This window comes from Pantoea graminicola, from assembly GCF_048452665.1.
Classification (GTDB): Bacteria; Pseudomonadota; Gammaproteobacteria; order Enterobacterales; family Enterobacteriaceae; genus Pantoea.
On record NZ_JBLWSJ010000002.1, the window covers coordinates 632,158 to 649,435 of the forward strand.

Here is a 17,278-nt window from a genome sequence, read left to right on the forward strand (position 1 = left end):
TCACTTACTGAATGTGCAGCTGCGACGGTGTGCTACCGGTCGCGCGCCACTCCGGCACATACATCGATTCGACCTGGGGTGGCGGCATCAGGAAACGGCCCGGCGTTACCGCCCGCGCCAGATAGACCAGCGTCGCGGGACGATAAGTGTCGATCGCCAGCGCGGCAACAAAGCGGTCGTCGCGGAACTCGATGTGCCTGATGTCCGCCTGCTGCATGTCACCCATGCTCTCTTTGAGCGCATCCGCACTGTCACCGAGGCTGGCGCTGCTGTCTGCCAGGTTCTGGTTTTCCAGCTCCAGTCCGGCAGGCAGCAGATCCACCACCAGCGCATCGCTGATGCTACGCTTCGAAGAAACGGTCAGACGGACCACCAGCAGTTCACCGCTGCGCAGATTGCTGAGATCGGCAGCTTTACCATCCAGAGTGAAATAGTCGCGTTTTATTCCGAGCTGGTTGCTCTCCGGTGGTGGCGCGGTCAGCGGATAGCCCGTGACATCCAGACGACCATAGAGCGGCGCACTGCCCGGATTTTGCACCTCAACGCCCTGCAATAACCGCTCCGCCCCCAGCCCTCTGTTCAGTGGCGCATCGCCCTGCAAAGGCTGTGGCGAGCCCGCCAGCAGCGCCTGCCAGCCGCCACCCTGCCCCTGCTGCAGCGTGTGAGCCGCCAGCCAGAGCGCGTTATTTTCCTGGGTTGAGAACCAGCGTTTACCGTTGACCTCTTTCGACAGCGCCAGCAGCAGACTGTTCTGCAGCTGAGGCTGCAGCTTATACTCCGCTAACAGGGCGATCATCATCCCCTCATCGCGCACCGTGCTGCCGTAATCGCCATACCAGGTTTTTTCTGGTCGCGTCAGCGTGGCCCCCTGCATGATCGCCTGCTGCGCGCGCTGCCCGTCACCCATCAGCTTCAGCGCCACACCCAGCTGCATCAGCGCCAGACCGGAACGGGCATGCTCACGCTGCTCATAGATCGCGCGCAGCGCCCCCAGCGGCGCGCGCTGCTGACGCGCCAGCACCAGTCCGGCGTAAGCCTGAACGCTGAACCGCAGGGCGGCGTGACTGTCACTGTCGCCACCGCTAATCTGCGTGGGATCCTGCAGATAGCGCAGCAGACGGGCGTTCGCGCGATCCACCACATTATCCGGCAGCGCATAGCCCGCCTCGCTGGCACGCAGCAGGAAGTCCGTTACGTAAGGCGTCAGCCAGAACTCCTCTTCACTCTGTTTATCCCACAGCCCGAAACTGCCGTTGGCCCGCTGCATCCCGGCCAGGCGGGCTATGCCAGTATCGATCGCGGCCCGGCGCGCCTCATCGCTGCTGGTTTTTATTCCCATCGCGCTCAGTTCGGCGTGGCGGCTGTAGAGAGACGGCCAGAGGCCACTGGTGGTCTGCTCCAGGCAGCCGTACGGATAGGCATAAAGCGCGCTGATATAGCGGGCAATATTGAGCGGCGGACGATTGCTCAGCGTCAGCTGTCCGCTCAGGGTCTGAGGATCCAGCCCGGTAAAGGCGGCGGCGGCGGCCGCGACCTGCCAGGGCCGATCAGGATTAATGACCGCATCAAAGCTCAGCGTGCTGGCCGGATAAGGCGGCCTGACACCGATTTTCCACTGCTGTTTCATGGGCCGCAGCGTCTCGCCGGGCAGATTCAGCCCGGAGATGGCCACCGTCACCGCACCATCACCAAAGCCGGTTTTCGCCGTGACCGGAATCTGCAGGGTCGTGCGCGCACCTTTGGCCAGCGTCACGCGCTGGCTGGCCGCACCGGCCAGATCCACCAGCCCGGTGCTGCTCAGATCCACGCTCAGGGTCTGCGGCAGATCCGTCAGGTTGGTGATATCCAGCGCCAGGGACGCCGAGTCGCCGCTGGCGAGGAAGCGCGGGGTCGCCAGCTCACTGATGAGCGGTGCCGCCACGGTCAGCCTGCGCTCTGCCGCCCCGAAGCTGTCTTCGCTCCAGGCCTGGGTCATCAGCCGCAGCTCTCCGTTAAAAGCCGGAACCGGCAGCGTTATCACGCCGTTGCCCGCTTTATCCAGTGTTACCGCCTGAAGCTGCTGCGCCACAATATTGACGTGCGTAACCGGTTTTTTACCGCCGCGCATCATCGAATCGTCATCCCCGTCGCCGCCAAACCGCAGCGCCGCCAGCCGGCCCCCGCCGTCGATCAGCTGCCCGAAGACATCATACTGATCGGCGTTGTAGCGTTTGCGGCCAAAGAAAGCCTGCCATGGATCGGGCGTTCTGAAATCCGTTACGCTCAGCACACCGCTGTCCACCGCAGAGAGCAGTACGTTGACTTTTTCAGGCAGCGGGCCGCCGTCACGACTGGCATGAACCCTGACCGTCAGCGTCTGTTCAGGCCGGATTTTGTCGGGCGCATCCAGCGTCAGAGTGAGACGCCGCGCCTCTGTTGCCATCGGCAGATGCAGCAGCCCCACCGCACGTTTCGGCGTGGCACCGCTGGCCTTATCGCCGTCGCGCACCACGATGGCGCTGAAGTAAAGATCGTGTCGCCGCCAGCTCTCCGCTACCGGCACATCGACCTGGATGCCACCCTGCGGCACCGTCAGCGGTTGCCACCAGAGCGTGCCGCTGGCCGACTCCACCATCAGATAGCCCTTCCCGGCGGCCGGTGATTCAACCTGCAGGTGCACCGTGTCACCAGGCTGATAGGCCGCTTTATCCAGCTTCAGCCTGACCTGATCGGGCCGCAATGCGCCCGTGCCGTTGGTGTTGTCCTGCCAGTCATATCCCGCCTGGAACCGCACGCTGCTGACGATCTTTTCGCCCGCCTGGACTTCCAGCCGGTAGTGGCCCCACTCGACCGGGAAACTGACCCGGGTGCTGCCGTCTGCAGGCACCGCGATAATCCGCTCATCTTCCTGCAGATCTTTATTGCTGTACTGCGACTGCCAGCCTTCGCTGTCTGAGAAGCTCCAGTAGTCATCGCGGCGCTCCTGAATCAGTCGCACCGTCAGCTTATCTGCCGCCAGTTTTTTGCCCTGACTGCTGGCATAGACGATGTCAAATTCGGCCAGTCCGCCTTCCGGTACGGTAGGCTCATCGTGGTAGCGGTCAGTGCGGTAGTCATAGACCGCCTTGTTGCCGAACAGCGGCCGGATGCCGGGCAGCGCCCCGGCGGGCCAGATCGCCTGCGTAATCCGGCGCGTTACCGGGCGGCCACCGGTTTCCAGCAGGCTGGCCTGCAGGATCAGGCTGAGCGGCGAGTGCAGCTGATCCCACTGATTTTCGACCGCGAGCGTCGCTTTACCGCTGGCGTCGAGTTTCAGCTCCACCTCATCCAGCGTGCGCTTCAGCCCGTCCTCGGTAATGTCGCCAAACTGATAACCCGGCAGGGCCGCCACCGCTTCGCGCGCGGGCCGGAGATAGAGTTGCCCCTGCAGCGTGTTACCCGCCGCAGGCGCGCCGTAGAGGTAGCGCCCCTCGATACCAAACTCAATGCTGGCATCCGCGGGCTGTGGCTGCGGGTCGCTTTTCAGGGTTAAAGCCATGCGCTCCGGCAGAAAATCCTCGACGTGGAACCGCCACTCGCGCTTAAGGTTATCGCCGGTATTGAGCCGCAGCATCCAGTCGCCGGTCATGGCGGCGTCAGGGATCGGCAGACGCTGCTGATAGAGCCCGGCTTCCGGCTGCCAGACAAATGTCCGCATCACCTGACCATCGGGCTGAACCAGCTCGGCTTTAATCGGCTGGGCGGGCAACGGCTTGCCAACGGCATCGCGAAGCAGCGCATTGACGATGACCGTTTCACCGGGTCGATAGATGTCGCGCGGCCCGAACACAAACAGCTGTTTCTCGTAGCCCTGCGGCCCGGCCACCGGAAACTCCGCCAGGTCCAGCGCCGGACGCGCCAGGTCGATCAGCGAGGTCTGCTCACCCTGCACGGCCAGCAGCAGCTTGCCCTTCTCCTCCGCTCTGAGGCGAAGATGGCCGCTCCCGTCACTGGTGCCGCTCTGCAGCACCTGCCCTTTCTCATCCAGCAACCGGACGCTGACGCCAGACAACGGCTGGCCGTTAGCCAGGCTCTGGGCGAACAGTTCGAGCTGCGCCGGGAAGCGATGCAGCGACAGGCCGATATCACTGAGGGTGAAAAGCGTGGCAGGCTGGCTGTAGCGATAGGTCCCGGCCTGCTTCATCACGGCCAGATAGACGCCTGGCTGCTGCAGCGCGGCGATATCACTCATCGGCAGCTGCAGTTTTTCGCGGGTGTTGCGCGCCGGATTGAGTGCAAAGCGCCCGGAATAGACCAGCTGGCTACTTTTCAGCAGATCTTCAGACTGCCAGGTAGAGAGATTGTTGCCGTAGTTCCACTGCGCGAGAAATTCCGCCAGGCCCGCATTCTTTATCCGGAAGAAATCGACATCGACCTGATCCACGTTGAGCGCCAGCACCGGCAGCCCCTGAGTAATGCGCAGCGGCAGCAGAGAGCCGCGGCTGGCAAAGCCTACCATCGGCTGGATATCACGGGTGACGATTTTCTGGCTGTAACCGGCGGCCAGCGTCTCACCGCTGGCGGCGCGCAGGCCCGCCGCGACCGTGACGGTAAAGTGACGTGAGGGTTCGGGATGGCGGAAGCGCAGCGTCCTGCGATTGCCGGAAAGCTCCCAGCCGCCATCCACCCGGCCCTGTTTGTCGTCGGTCAGCCTGACGCTCTGCGCGAAATCCTGTTTCTCATCGAGCGGCTGACTGAAGGTCAGAACCAGCGCGGCGGCACCGTCGATCTGCAGTTCTGAAAGGTCGATAATCGTCAGCGGTTTGCTGACCTGGGTTGTCGCTGGGGCTTCAGCCGCGTAGAGCGGCAGAACGGGAAACAGGGTGGCTGCCAGCAGCGACCCTCCGAACAACATGCTGAACAGCAGTCGGTTAGTGCGTTTTTTCATGGTAGTTCCTTCACCGGGACGCAGAGAGTGTCAATTGATGACGCAGGGCAATTTCATATCAATGCTCGCATTTAATCAACGCTTCTCTTGAGATGGGGCGCACATTCCCCGACACTGGTACGACAGATTGCTGAGATGAGGTTGTTATGACGACTCCCCTGTTTGTGTCCGCCGACTGGCTGCATGAGCACTACGATGATGAGGGGCTTCAGGTGCTGGATGCCCGGCTGCTGCCACCCGGGATGGAGACGGTGCGCGATGTTCAGGCTGAATATCTGGCGGAGCATCTGCCCGATGCGCCCTACTTCGATATCGAAGCCCTTTCCGATCACACCAGTCCCTATCCGCATATGCTGCCGCGTGCCGAGGCTTTTGCCGTCGCCATGCGCGAACTGGGCATCAGCAGCGATAAGCACCTGATCGTCTATGACGAGGGGAATCTCTTTTCCGCTCCGCGCGCCTGGTGGATGCTGCACACCTTTGGTGTGGCGCAGGTGTCGATCCTGGCGGGCGGATTGCAGGGCTGGAAAGCCGCCGGGTATGCGCTGGCAACCGGCGAGGTGGATCTGCCGGAGGGTGAGTTTGAGGCGCACGCAGATGACAGCCGGGTGAAACGCCTGACGGATGTGCTGCTGATCAGCCATGAGGGCGGCGCACAGATCGTGGATGCGCGTGCCGCTAATCGCTTTAACGCAGAGGTGGACGAGCCGCGTCCCGGCCTGCATCGCGGGCATATTCCCAACAGCCTGAACGTGCCGTGGAATATGCTGGTCGAGCAGGGAAAACTGAAACCGGATGCGGAACTGCGCCAACTGTTTGCCGACGCGGGCGTGGATATCAGCCGCCCGGTGGTCGCCAGCTGCGGCTCAGGCGTCACGGCGGTCGTCCTGATTCTGGCACTGACCGCGCTGGGCGTTCGGGATGCCACGCTGTATGACGGCTCCTGGGGTGAATGGGGCAGTCGCGACGACTTACCGATCGCGAAATAAAAAGAGGCGGCCCGTGAGCCGCCTCTTTTTTTGCCTGTCAGATAATCCGTTCGCTGCCCTTAAAGTCACGCAGGAAACTGCCCCAGCGACGTTCATAAAAGGGCGTGATGTGGGCGGTGAAGAAGTGGCTGATGCCGCGTTCCTCTGCCCTCACCTCACAGATATCGATCGGCGCGTCGTCCGGCAGCGTGTCGGTTGCCACGCTGCCCGCTGCCTGAATAATCGCCTCGATGTTGCTGTCCGCTTCGATCCCAATCAACAGATTCGGCGCCTCATCGGCCTGCTCACGAAGGGTGGCGATAAACGCGCGACGCACCTGCTTGTGTTTGCTGAACAGCTGCGTCAGCGAGTCGATCATCTGCGCAGGCGGTTCGGCCACTTCAGAAAGCAGCAGCGAGGTGCCGCCCTCCAGCACGGTTTGCTGAGTCAGCGCACTGCCCTCTTCCGCCAGCAGATGCGTGATCTCGGAGGCGGTAAACTCCTTGCCGGAAGGAAGTCGGGGATTGAGAAACAGCGTCTCGCCGCGCGTGATCTCAAACAGCGTCCGCACCGGCAGACGCAGCCAGGCCTGTTCACCTTTGACCGCTTCGCTCATCGCCTCTTCCGAGGTGAAAAAAGGAATGACGCTGCTGCCATCCTCTTTTTCCCAGTGCTGCAGATCGACGGGCGTGCTGGCATCAAACTGCTGTTGGGTGCTTTCGCCTGGCACCCAGACATCCGACGCCAGCAGCAGTTGAAAAAATTCGGGCCGATGGGCGGGCTCGGTCGCCGCCAGCTTCAGCACCTCTTCAAGACGGTTCATACTTCCCCTCTGAACAGCGGTGACTCTGGTCACCGCAGCGTTCGGCTTATTTCAGTAACAGATTGGCAATCGTGCGCACGCCCAGACCGGTGGCACCCGCCGCCCATTGATCGACCGCGCCTTTACGATAGGTCGCGGAACAGTCGATATGCAGCCAGCCCTGCTGATAATTGCTGACGAAGTAAGAGAGGAAGGCCGCCGCACTGCTGGCACCCGCCGCATGGGAGGGGCTGGCGATGTTATTAAGATCGGCGAAGTTAGACGGCAGATGGCTGCGATGGAACTCGGCCAGCGGCAGACGCCAGAAGGGTTCGTTCTCACTGACCGCGCTGCCCATCAGCGACTGCGCCATCACCTCATCAAAGGTAAAAAGCGCGTGGTAGTCGTTGCCCAGCGCGGTTTTGGCAGCGCCGGTCAGCGTGGCGGCGTCGATAATCATCGTCGGATTCTGCTCGCTGGCGTCGATCAATCCGTCGGCCAGCACCAGACGCCCTTCCGCGTCGGTGTTCATCACTTCCACCGATTTGCCGTTGCGATAGCGAATGATGTCGCCCAGCTTAAAGGCGTTGCTGCTGACCATGTTGTCGGCGCAGCAGAGATAGAGTTTCACGCGCTTGTTGAGGCCGCGTGAGATCGCCATCGCCAGTGCACCGGTAACGGTTGCCGCGCCGCCCATGTCCGATTTCATGGAGTCCATGAAGCTGCTCTGCTTCAGGCTGTAGCCGCCGGTGTCAAAGGTGATGCCTTTACCGACCAGACAGGCGTAGACCGGAGCGTTGTCGTCACCGGTCGGGTTGTAGTCGAGCGCCAGGAAGACCGGCGGACGGTTCGACCCGCGACCAACGGTGTGCAGGCCCATATAGCCCTGCTCACGCAGATCCTCACCCTTGGTGATGCGGTAGCTGACCGCGCTGCCACCCACTTCGCTGATCAGATCGATGGCGTTATGCGCCAGCTGCTCCGGCCCCAGATCTTCCGCTGGCAGGTTAATGACATTGCGCACCCAGTCGATGATTTTCAGGCGGCGATCGAACTCGGCCTGCTCATGCTCACCGAGCGCAGGCCACTCTACCTGACGCTGGCCTTTGGGACCACGGAAGCCCTGCCAGAATGCCCAGCACTGCTCAAGGTGCCAGCCCTCGCCGGTCAGCGCCACATGGCGGATCCCCTGGCTGTCGATTTTGTGCGCCGCACGCTGAATGATATTCAGCGCATCTGCGCCGGTCAGATGCAGCGTCATGCCGCTGTCGTTGCTGCTGAGAATCGCTTTCTCGCCCCAGCGCGCATCGGCGGGCTGGCTGCTAAGCGTAATGTTCATCGGTTGTGTGGTCATCGAAAAGCTCCATAGTCGTTATCTGTTTCATCCAGCCTGATTGTTATAACGGCTTTAATAAGATGTTAAATGTAACTCGCAGAGACCTGATAACAGATTCCGTCAGCGGTTGCCAGCGAACGGCATCACAGGACGCCGTTTCCGGATTATGGCCGGGTGTCAGGATTTCATGACGGCGCGCAGGCGGGTCACGGATTTCTGCACCAGGGCAATGGCGTAGTCAATCTCTTCTTCTGTGGTAAAACGCCCCAGCGAGAAGCGCAGCGAACTGTGCGCCAGCTCCTCGTTCAGCCCCATCGCCCGCAGGACATAAGAGGGCTCCAGGCTGGCAGAAGTACAGGCGGAGCCGGAAGAGAGCGCCAGATCTTTCAGCGCCATAATCAGGGATTCCCCCTCAACGTCAGCAAAACTGAGGTTGAGAATGTTCGGCGCGCCCTGCTGAAGAGTGCCATTAAGAGAAACGCCGGGCAGCACGCTGATCCCCTCCCACAGGCGCAGGCGCAGGCGCTGCAGTCGTGCCATCTCGGTTTCGCGCTCTTCGGCGGCGATACGATAGGCTTCCCCCATTCCAACAATCTGATGCACCGGCAGCGTGCCGGAGCGCATACCGCGCTCGTGGCCGCCGCCGTGGATCTGCGCCGCAATTTGCACGCGCGGTTTGCGCCGCACATAAAGCGCACCGATCCCTTTCGGGCCATAGAGTTTGTGGGCAGAGAAGGACATCAGGTCCACCGGCAGCACACTGAGATCGATCGGCAGTTTGCCAACGCTCTGGGTCGCATCCACATGAAACAGAATCGCCCGTTCGCGGCAGAGTTCGCCAAAGGCGGCGATATCCTGAATCACGCCGGTTTCATTATTCACATGCATCAGGGTGACAAGAATGGTGTCATCACGCAGCGCCGCGCGCAGCTGGTCGGGCGAGATAATGCCGTCTGCAGCCGGAGCCAGATAGGTGACCGTAAAGCCTTCGCGCTCAAGCTGCTGGCAGCTGTCGAGCACCGCTTTATGTTCTGTCTGGCTGGTGATGATATGTCTGCCGCGCGCCTGATGAGCGTGGGCCGCCCCTTTAATCGCGAGGTTATCCGATTCGGTAGCGCCGGACGTGAAGACGATTTCGCGCGGATCGGCATTGACCAGTTCTGCGATCTGATTGCGGGCGACATCCACCGCCTCTTCAGACTGCCAGCCAAAACGGTGCGATCGCGAGGCCGGATTACCGAACGTGCCATCCAGCGTCAGAAACTGCATCATTTTGCTGGCCACACGCGGATCGGCCGGCGTGGTGGCGGCATAATCCAGGTAAATCGGTAATTTCATTGCGCTACAGCTCCGTATTAAAAATCATACGTCTTTATAGCAGATTCGGCCCTGACCGCGTTAGCAGTAAGGGCCGGAACAGCGGGGATCAGGAGGCGCGCTGGTTAACGTTAATTTCCTGAGCGCGCGGGCTCTGGAAGCGACGATTATCGTTGGCATTCTGGCGGTCGGCCACATCCAGGATCTCCTGATTGTTTACCAGCTCCGCCAGCGTGATGTTGTTCAGGAAATCACTGATGCGCACGCTCAGGTCGCGCCACAGGACGTGGGTCAGGCAACGTTCGCCCCCCTGACAGCCCTCTTTGCCCTGACATTTCGTGGCATCGACGGACTCATCAACAGCGGTGATCACTTCCCCGACGGAGATGGTATTGGATGCTTTGCCCAGCAGATAACCCCCGCCCGGCCCACGGACGCTGGAGACCAGATCGTTTTTACGCAGCCGCGAAAATAACTGCTCCAGATAGGAGAGCGAGATGCCCTGACGTTCAGAAATATCAGCCAGCGGAACGGGGCCTTCATGAGAGTGAAGGGCAACGTCCAGCATGGCAGTCACGGCATAACGTCCTTTGGATGTCAGTCTCATAGCGTACGACCTCAATAGCGTCCGGTTATCGGAGGATTAGCAACAGATGCGATGAAGTCTGACATTCCTGAGTAAATTGGTCAACTATTTAACCTGGTAAAACACTCAGGTATTTAACCTGGTAATTTACTCAACTATTAACGGCTTATTTTTTATCGCTTTTCGGCTTTTCAAACGACGAGAGCATCCCGCGCAGAATATTGAGTTCGTCGCGTTCGGGACGCGCACGGGTGTAGAGACGGCGCAGTTTACTCATCACCTGGCCCGGCGTCGCTTCACGGATAAAGCCGCTGTTCAGCATCATCTGTTCCATATGCTGATAGAAGCGTTCGAGGTCATCGACCAGCGGATAGGGAGACGCTTCATACGTCGGTTGTGGGGTCGCCTGCTCCTGCGACTGCAGCCAGGCCATACGCACTTCATAGGCGATGATCTGCACGGCCATCGCCAGATTCAGCGAGCTGTATTCCGGGTTCGCCTGAATGGCGACATGATAGTGGCACTTCTGCAGCTCTTCATTGGTCAGGCCAACACGTTCGCGACCAAATACCAGCGCAACCGGTGCCTGCTGGGCCTCTTCCACACTTTTCACGCCACATTCGCGTCCATCCAGCATCGGCCAGGGCAGCGAACGGGAACGGGCGCTGGTGCCCACCACCAGACTGCATCCGGCAATCGCCTCATCCAGCGAGTCGACGATTTTAGCGTCGCCGATCACATCGCTGGCACCGGCCGCCAGGGAGATCGCCTGGGAGTCAGGCTTGACCAGCGGATTCACCAGATAGAGGTTGGTTAAGCCCATGGTTTTCATGGCGCGGGCCACGGAACCCATGTTACCGGTATGGGAAGTTTCGACCAGCACGATACGGATATTTTGCAACATGATTAGGGATACTCAGAAACGGGTCAGTAAAATCAGTGGAGAGAATCCTAACATAAAGCAGGACATTTACCGAACACACTGCTATACTCCGCGCCGTTTTCCCCGTTCTTTAACATCCAGCGAGAGATACCGATGCATCCAATGCTCAACATTGCCGTGCGCGCAGCGCGCAAGGCCGGAAATTTAATTGCCAAATATTATGAAACCCCGGACGCCGTCGAAGCCAGCCAGAAAGGCAGCAACGACTTCGTAACCAATGTTGACCGCGAAGCAGAACGCCTGATTATCGAAATTATTCGTAAATCTTATCCAAAACACACCATCATCACCGAAGAAAGCGGTGAACTGGCGGGTGAAGATCAGGACGTTCAATGGGTTATCGATCCGCTGGATGGCACCTCCAACTTTATTAAACGTTTACCCCACTTTGCCGTCTCTATCGCAGTGCGCATCAAAGGCCGCACTGAAGTCGCGGTGGTTTACGACCCGATGCGTAATGAGCTCTTCACCTCGTCACGCGGTCAGGGCGCGCAGCTGAACGGCTACCGTCTGCGCGGCAGCATTGCACGCGATCTGGATGGCACCGTTCTGGCGACCGGTTTCCCGTTCAAAATGAAGCAGCATGCGCCTGCCTACATGAACATCCTCACTAAGCTCTTTACGCAGTGCGCCGATTTCCGCCGCACCGGTTCTGCTGCGCTGGATCTGGCTTATGTCGCGGCCGGTCGCGTGGATGGCTACTTCGAGATTGGCCTGAAGCCGTGGGATTTCGCCGCGGGCGAACTGCTGGTGCGTGAAGCGGGCGGTCTGGTCACCGACTTCACCGGTAACCACGGCTATCTGCTGTCAGGAAACCTGGTGGCAGGTAACCCGCGCGTGGTGAAAGCGATGCTGTCAGGCATGCGCGATGAGCTGAGCGAAGCGTTAAAACGCTAAGTTGCAGACGCAAAAAAAGGCGGCCTTCTGGCCGCCTTTTTTATTGCCTGTTAAGGCCGATTAACGACGTTCGTGTGACAGCACCTGACGAGGCTGAGTACGACGACCCACCATCCCCATCACGCCAGCCAGCACAGCTTCGATAACCAGCAGGATCAGGGCATACCAGCTTGCTTTAGCGGTCGCGGCAGCGGCTTTCTCACCGGCTTCACGCGCTTTCTGTTCAGCCTGCTGTTTCAGTTCCTGATATTTCTGCATCGCCTGCTGATAGTTCTGCTCGGCTTTAGCTACGATCTGATCCACTTCTTCATCGCTTTTACCGGTGCGGGCTTTGATAATATTTTTCAGCGCATCGCGGTCGGCAGCCTGCAGCGTATCCGAGTGACGATCCATCACGCCTTTTAACCAGTTAGTCAGATCAGTATCAGCTGTCTCAGGATGATTCGCGGTATTACTTGCCTGGTTCTCAGCGTTCTGCGCTTCATTATTCGCATCCTGCTTCAGGTTCTCTGGCTGTAATTCCGGCTTGCCGGTCTGACGTAAAGTGGTTTCCAGTTCATTCTGAAGGCTGTCGAGATTAATATTATTTTCCTGCAGTTTTTCTTTCGCCATCTGAGTAACCGAAGGCGCGGCGGCGGAAATACCACTGCCCAGTGCCTGGAAACCGGAACCCAGAATATTCATGGCACCACCTAATACGCTGGTTGCCAGCGCAATCGCCAGGTAAATAGTGAAAATTGTGCTAACGCCGAACATCAGTAAACCGTGCATGGCGCCTTCACGCTGAGCCAGACGGCCTGCGACATAACTACCCGCGGCCATCGCGACCAGCATTTCAATGGCCGTCCAGACCAGTGCACCAGTACCAATGCCGTCGAGAGGGTTCTGTTCTTTCATCGGATCAATGGTGGTGGCACCAATGGCCGTACCCAGCAGCGTCAGAATGATATGAACGATTAACGCACAAATAACACCGGCAAATACGGCGCTCCAGGAAATACGCTTTAACGGTAATCCCGCGGGCCCGGTCGCCAGCGTTTCGGTGTAGCCATTATTAAAACGGGTATCAGCCATGAAATATACTCCTCACAATAAACAGAAACTGTTCTGAACTTTTATCATCCTGACGGCGGAATGCCGTTTTGGTATTAACAGCGTAGACAGGGAATAGTTTTTTCTCCACTAAAGCGGATAGAGAAAAAATTAACGGAGTGAATTTAAAGATAATTAACGGGGAAACGCGGACGGCGGGAATTTAATTCCCGCTGCGTTTCAGTCAGAAAGGACGAATGCCACCGGCTGGCGTCATCCGGGCGGCCTGCCATAAGGCCACTCCGGCTACGATTAAAATCAGGCTCCCGATCAGGGTCAGCAGCGGCATGAGCAGCCGGGACGTTCCGGCCTCTTCGCTCGGCTGCGCCAGGCGCTGCGCCACCGTACGCGCCTGCTGAACCAGCAGACCAATGGCCGAAATCGTCAGCGCCGTGCCCAGCGCCATCACCGCAGCGGAGAGAACGCCCCAGAGATAGACTCCGATCACTTTGGCGAACAGCAGCATCATAATCGCGCCGGAACAGGGGCGCAGTCCCATCGACACCACCACCAGCAGCTGGGTTTTCACGCTGACATTGCCGCTCAGCTGCTGCGGAGTCGGCAGATGGGCATGACCACACCCACACTGATCGCTGTGCTGATGGTGAGGGGAATGCGGCGTCAGCGGCTGGAACGACTGAAACGGCGGTGCCGCTCGCGGACGCAGCGCCCGCCACAGCGCCCGCAGCGCCCGATACCCCATCACGATCCCCAGCCCCATCACCAGCAGGTAACTGCCCCTCTCCAGCCAGAAACTGCTGAGGTGCAGCTGACGCGACGAGGTTTTCAGCAGCACCAGCATCACCGTCACCAGGGCGATCGCCACCGAGCCCTGCAGCAGGGAGGCCAGCAGCGTGAGTCTGATACTGGTTTTTACGCGGCCCGGATGGGTCGCCAGAAAGGTAGTGATCACCACTTTACCGTGGCCCGGCCCCAGCGCGTGCAGCACGCCATAGAGCAGGCTGAAGATCACCAGTGAAAGGCCAGCCTGATGAGGCTGCGCCGCCACCTGCTGTAACAGCCAGGTCATCTGCTGGTGCAGATCTTTCTGCCACAGGACGCTCTGCAGCAGGATCTGCGGCCAGCAGAACCAGACCAGCCCCGCAGTGCTGATAAACAGTGCCGCCATCAGCCAGAGTGGCCAGCGCCGGGCGATCCGGTTCGACCGGGCGATCACTGACATGTCAGCACCACCGTCTGCGCAAACTGGCGACCCAGATCGAGTTCTTCCGCCGGTGCGTCCGCCTTATCCAGTGACAGCGCATACTGCTTCAGCGCTTCGTCAGGCTTTGGCGTGTTCAGGGTAAACCGGCAGCGCGTCTGCAGCGCGGGTGGCAGCGTCAGGGCACCGGGGTTGTCATAGAACATATCGACAAAATAGGTGGGATCGTACGTCAGGATCTCAAAGCGCTGTCCGGCCAGCGTTGGCGGTTCCGCCAGCGGCAGAATGAACTCCAGCACTGCTTTGTGGCCGCTGCGCGACAGGTTGTATTCCGTTGGCAGATTCAAAAACTTTACCCGCTGTTGGTTATGCCAGATTTCCGAAAAGTAGTGCTGTCCCAGCACGTTGGCCATCACTTCCGCCGCCAGCTTCTTCCACACCACGCTGCCAGGCTTCGCCTCGCCTGCGTCATAGAGCAGATCGGCAGAGGTAATCTCATCCATGGTCCAGATCATCTTCAGGCCGGTAAAGGTGTCATCCTTCGCCACCAGCTCAGTTTTCATGTCGATGAAGCTATGCGGATGGGCCAGCAGCGCCGGACTCGCGGTCATCAGCAAAAGAAAAAGTGCACGTTTCATAATGTTATAAAGTAACGTTTCCGATGAAAAGGATCCAGAGGTAACAAAATTTTGTGACCCGCCTTAAACCTCCGGCAAATAAACCGCGCAAACCGCGCAACCGCTAACGGGGTTGACTATTCTTAGCTCAAAATAGCCTGCTGGAAATCTGATTGATGAGTTCTGCTACCCCTTTGGCACCACTCTTCACCCGTTCACAGCGTCAGTGCCATCTTTTATTGCTGCTATTTCTGCCAACACCCGCGCTTACACTTGAAAAAGTCTGCCAGCTGAATGGCGTCGATCCTGCTGTTGCCCGACAGGATATCGCGGATGTGGGCCTTGAGATACAGCGATATCACCAGCTGGAGTTGCACCAGATGGTCGATGGCAGCTTTCGCCTTCATGGTACAGAGTTGGATCGACGCCTTTGTCTGCTGCACAACCTGCGACGCAGTCTGCGCCTGTCGACGGATTTCGTCTGCGAGCAGTTCGCCGCGCCCCTGCGTCAGCGCCTGAAGGTAATGAAGATCGAGAAGGCGCTGTGGGATGAGACCAATCTGCAGGCGCTGATCCAGCACTGCAGCCTGCGCATGAAGCGTGATTTCAGCGACCGCGACCGGCTGTTTTTGCAGATCTATATGAAGTATGGCCTGTGTCAGCGTCAGCCGGTGCTGTTCAGTGAAACCCAGCGCGCGTGGCTACAGCATAAAGCTGAACGCCAGGCCGCAGAGGATGTGATTCATCACTGGCGAAAACGCTGCAATCCTGCCCCGCCCGTCAGTGAAACAGACTTCTGGACGTTGCTGTTCAGCCAGATCCATACGCCTGGCGTGGAGACAGTTGCCCATCCTGCGGAAACGCAACTTCTGCAGGCCACTCAGCAGCTGATCGATGACTTTGAGCAGTGTGCCGGGGTCACCTTCGCCGACCGCGCCGAGTTGCTGCACCAGCTCTATCCGCACCTGACCCAGGCGCTGGACCGCACCCATTTCAGTATCGGTATTGATAATAGCGTGGCCCTGGATGTCAGCCGCCTCTATCCCCGGCTGCTGCGCACCACGCAACAGGCATTGCAGCGGTTTGAGCAGCACTATCAGGTGACGTTTTCTCAGGAAGAGGTCAGTTTAGTGACCATCATTTTTGGGGCCTGGCTGATGCAGGGCAGCGCGCTGCAGGAGAAGCAGGTGCTGCTGCTGACCGGTGACGATGCCGATCTGGAACAGGATGTTGAGCAGCAGATCCGGGAGATTACCCTGCTGCCCGTCAACATTACCTATCAGGATGTGAAACTGTTTCAGCGGGAGGGCGCGCCGCGGGATGTGGACATTATCATTTCACCCTACCCCACCTCACTGCCGCTCTTCTCGCCGCCGCTGGTGCATGCTGAATTGCCGCTGACGCTACACCATCAGCAGCGCATTCGTTATTTGCTGGAGTCGTAGCCCGGACGCAGAAACAGCGCAGGCAGCGCGACCAGTGCCATCACCCAGAAAAGATGCCCCTGCAGATGGGCGAACAGCACCCCGCAGATCATGGTCATGATCGCAATCCCGCCGCCCATCGCCAGCGCCGAATAGAGCGACTGCAGCCGGATTACCTCCGCGCCCTGCCGCGCGGCAATAAAGCGCATCGCCGCCAGATGACAGACAGTAAAGCTGCCGCAGTGAAGGATCTGCGCCACAATCAGCAGCGGCAGCGCGGTGCTGGCTCCCATCAGGCTCCAGCGGATCAGGGCACAGACGCCCGAGAGCAGCAGCAGATCGCGCGCGCTCCAGCGGCGGAACAGGCGATTGCTCAGGGCAAAGATGATGATTTCCGCCACCACGCCCAGCGACCAGAGATAGCCCACCATCGAGGCAGAATAGCCGCTCTCCTGCCACCAGATCGCACTGAAGCCGTAATAGGCGGCATGCGCCCCCTGCAGCAGCGTCACGCAGAGCATAAATCGCCAGACCGCCTTTTCCCGCAGCAGGTCACGCCAGACCTGCCAGCCGCCGCCTGCGGCGCTCTGCCGTTCGCTGCCGTGCGGCTGAGTCGCGGGCTTCAGCATCATCCCACTCAGCATGGCGATAACGCCGACAGAGAGCAGCAGCAGAATCGCCTGAGAGGAGTAAGCACTGACCAGCACGCCGGTTAAGGCTGAGCTGACCACAAAGGCCAGCGATCCCCACAATCTGACCGGCCCGTACGCCAGGCCAATCTGCTGCGTCCAGGTCGCGGCCAGTGCATCGCTAAGCGGCACCAGCGGCGAGAAGAAGAGGTTAAAACCGATCATCACGGTCAGCAGCCACATCCACTGCTCCCCTGCCCAGAAACCAGCAGCAAACAGAGAGGTCATCAGTGCCAGCAGGCGCAGTGCGGTGATCAGCCGGCCGGGATTACGGACCTGCGAGGCGATCAGCAGGCTGCCGACAAAACGCGCCACCATACCGCAGCCCAGCAGCAGGCCAATTTTTTCCGCATCCAGCCCGGTGCCTTTCAGCCAGACGCCCCAGAATGGCAGATAGATGCCGTAACAGAAGAAGTAAGTGAAGTAGCCCAGTCCGAGCCATCTGGCAGACGCGATTGCCATATTCCCTCCAGCAGGTGTGCCGCATGGCAGCATAAGTGGGCGCTACTCTGGCAGAGCGCCGCGGTACAGGCAATAAA

Annotated in this window: 13 protein-coding genes; 3 read left to right on the forward strand and 10 right to left on the reverse strand. The window is 59.5% G+C overall.

Annotation, left to right across the window (positions count from 1 at the left end; all coding sequences use genetic code 11):
• Nucleotides 1–4: 4 nt before the first annotated feature.
• Nucleotides 5–4,906: an alpha-2-macroglobulin family protein gene (locus ACNY69_RS06955; RefSeq protein WP_418797694.1), complete on the reverse strand. Its 4,902-nt coding sequence runs from the start codon at nt 4,904–4,906 to the stop codon at nt 5–7.
• 146 nt (nt 4,907–5,052) lie between these two features.
• Here ACNY69_RS06955 and sseA point away from each other — a divergent pair, with 146 nt between their 5' ends.
• Complete coding sequence (gene sseA / locus ACNY69_RS06960; protein WP_111139145.1) at nt 5,053–5,895, forward strand: 3-mercaptopyruvate sulfurtransferase; 843 nt, start codon at nt 5,053–5,055, stop codon at nt 5,893–5,895.
• A 37-nt stretch (nt 5,896–5,932) separates the two neighbouring features.
• Here sseA and sseB read toward each other — a convergent pair whose 3' ends face one another.
• The 5 genes from sseB to trmJ form a co-directional block, all read right to left on the reverse strand.
• Nucleotides 5,933–6,697, reverse strand: coding sequence for an enhanced serine sensitivity protein SseB (gene sseB, locus ACNY69_RS06965; protein WP_111139144.1), 765 nt, complete (start codon nt 6,695–6,697; stop codon nt 5,933–5,935).
• 46 nt (nt 6,698–6,743) lie between these two features.
• Nucleotides 6,744–8,030: an aminopeptidase PepB gene (gene pepB / locus ACNY69_RS06970; RefSeq protein ID WP_111139143.1), complete on the reverse strand. Its 1,287-nt coding sequence runs from the start codon at nt 8,028–8,030 to the stop codon at nt 6,744–6,746.
• Nucleotides 8,031–8,189: 159 nt separating this feature from the next.
• On the reverse strand, nt 8,190–9,350 hold the full coding sequence (locus ACNY69_RS06975) for an IscS subfamily cysteine desulfurase (RefSeq protein ID WP_111139142.1): 1,161 nt from the start codon (nt 9,348–9,350) through the stop codon (nt 8,190–8,192).
• An 88-nt stretch (nt 9,351–9,438) separates the two neighbouring features.
• Complete coding sequence (gene iscR, locus ACNY69_RS06980) at nt 9,439–9,936, reverse strand: Fe-S cluster assembly transcriptional regulator IscR (protein WP_111139141.1); 498 nt, start codon at nt 9,934–9,936, stop codon at nt 9,439–9,441.
• Between the two features lie 145 nt (nt 9,937–10,081).
• Nucleotides 10,082–10,819: a tRNA (cytosine(32)/uridine(32)-2'-O)-methyltransferase TrmJ gene (trmJ, locus tag ACNY69_RS06985; protein ID WP_367395695.1), complete on the reverse strand. Its 738-nt coding sequence runs from the start codon at nt 10,817–10,819 to the stop codon at nt 10,082–10,084.
• A 132-nt stretch (nt 10,820–10,951) separates the two neighbouring features.
• Between trmJ and suhB the strand changes: the two genes are divergently transcribed.
• On the forward strand, nt 10,952–11,755 hold the full coding sequence (suhB, locus tag ACNY69_RS06990) for an inositol-1-monophosphatase (RefSeq protein ID WP_111139139.1): 804 nt from the start codon (nt 10,952–10,954) through the stop codon (nt 11,753–11,755).
• A gap of 60 nt (nt 11,756–11,815) precedes the next feature.
• Here the strand turns inward: suhB and ACNY69_RS06995 are convergent, their stop codons facing one another.
• The 3 genes from ACNY69_RS06995 to ACNY69_RS07005 form a co-directional block, all read right to left on the reverse strand.
• Entirely contained in the window at nt 11,816–12,829 is a 1,014-nt protein-coding gene (locus ACNY69_RS06995) for a TIGR04086 family membrane protein (RefSeq protein WP_111139138.1), read from the reverse strand.
• 202 nt (nt 12,830–13,031) lie between these two features.
• Nucleotides 13,032–14,030 (reverse strand): nickel/cobalt transporter, encoded by a 999-nt coding sequence (locus ACNY69_RS07000; RefSeq protein ID WP_418797698.1) that lies wholly within the window; start codon nt 14,028–14,030, stop codon nt 13,032–13,034.
• Entirely contained in the window at nt 14,021–14,647 is a 627-nt protein-coding gene (locus ACNY69_RS07005; RefSeq protein ID WP_418797700.1) for a DUF1007 family protein, read from the reverse strand. Before ACNY69_RS07005 ends, ACNY69_RS07000 begins: the two co-directional genes overlap by 10 nt.
• A gap of 155 nt (nt 14,648–14,802) precedes the next feature.
• Here ACNY69_RS07005 and csiE point away from each other — a divergent pair, with 155 nt between their 5' ends.
• Nucleotides 14,803–16,071: a stationary phase inducible protein CsiE gene (csiE, locus tag ACNY69_RS07010; RefSeq protein ID WP_111139135.1), complete on the forward strand. Its 1,269-nt coding sequence runs from the start codon at nt 14,803–14,805 to the stop codon at nt 16,069–16,071.
• Here csiE and ACNY69_RS07015 read toward each other — a convergent pair.
• On the reverse strand, nt 16,053–17,201 hold the full coding sequence (locus ACNY69_RS07015) for a 3-phenylpropionate MFS transporter (RefSeq protein WP_418797703.1): 1,149 nt from the start codon (nt 17,199–17,201) through the stop codon (nt 16,053–16,055). The two genes, csiE and ACNY69_RS07015, sit on opposite strands and share 19 nt — an antisense overlap.
• Nucleotides 17,202–17,278: the final 77 nt, after the last annotated feature.